The 785-nt window shown below is 55.7% G+C and carries 1 protein-coding gene; it reads left to right on the plus strand.

Features of this window, described 5'->3' with window-relative positions; genetic code table 11:
* Positions 1–472: hypothetical protein (locus DY023_RS17795; protein ID WP_220347235.1), on the plus strand; the 472-nt coding region annotated here is incomplete at its 5' end.
* Positions 473–785: the final 313 nt, after the last annotated feature.

The following is a 785-nucleotide window of genomic DNA, read 5'->3' on the forward strand; positions in this document are numbered from 1 at the left end:
TGATAGCATTCCATTTCGGTTGGCGTGCCGCGTGTCGCCGCCCGCGACCGAAGCTGACATGAACGTTCTATCCGGCTATTCGAACGTTCCGCCAGAATTGCGTGAATTGTGGTCAATCGGTGCTGAATCGTGGCTTTTCGAGGATATCGACTACGGCCAGTGGGGAATTCACCTGCTTACTCCGCGTTCCTCGCTAGAGCGTACTCTTGTCGAGATCGCTGAGAGGCCGGGCGACTTTCGTGCAGGCGACATCGTTCTTGGGGAGTTCCTTGGCGACAGTGAGCTCCTAGTGTTCGCGCCTTCCGAATCGCCTGAGCGACGATGGCTGGTTGCCCTTCCCCTAGACGGCAGGGAAGACTGGTACTCCATCGGGCACAATTTGGCAGACGTTTTCGAACAGTTGCTAAATTCCGACGGGGATAAGTATTGGGAACGAGCAAATCCAACTGGCGCTGGCAGCGTGGCTGAGTAAAGAGGCTCAGGTCGGAGACCGGCTGTAACAAGGCGCGCTGTTGATCGCATGCAACCTAGCGGGCTTGGTACGCCGGCAGGTGGCTCAGGTCCCGGCGCAGCATGTCACCCACTTCGTTGAAGATGTTCTGCAGAGTTCGAAGGGGAATCCGATCAAAGGTCCTAACGGAGAATCTCGACTTTCCCATGGGAGTGGCACAGTAGAAGTCATCACGGAAGACGACATTGTCATAACAGCTATAACCAGGTAGCTATGAACGAGTACAACAAGACTGTGGTGTCGAGAATGCTGGGGACTGTTTCCGGGCTCGAGG

Source organism: Microbacterium bovistercoris (assembly GCF_003387575.1).
In the GTDB taxonomy this organism is placed as follows: Bacteria; Actinomycetota; Actinomycetes; order Actinomycetales; family Microbacteriaceae; genus Microbacterium; species Microbacterium bovistercoris.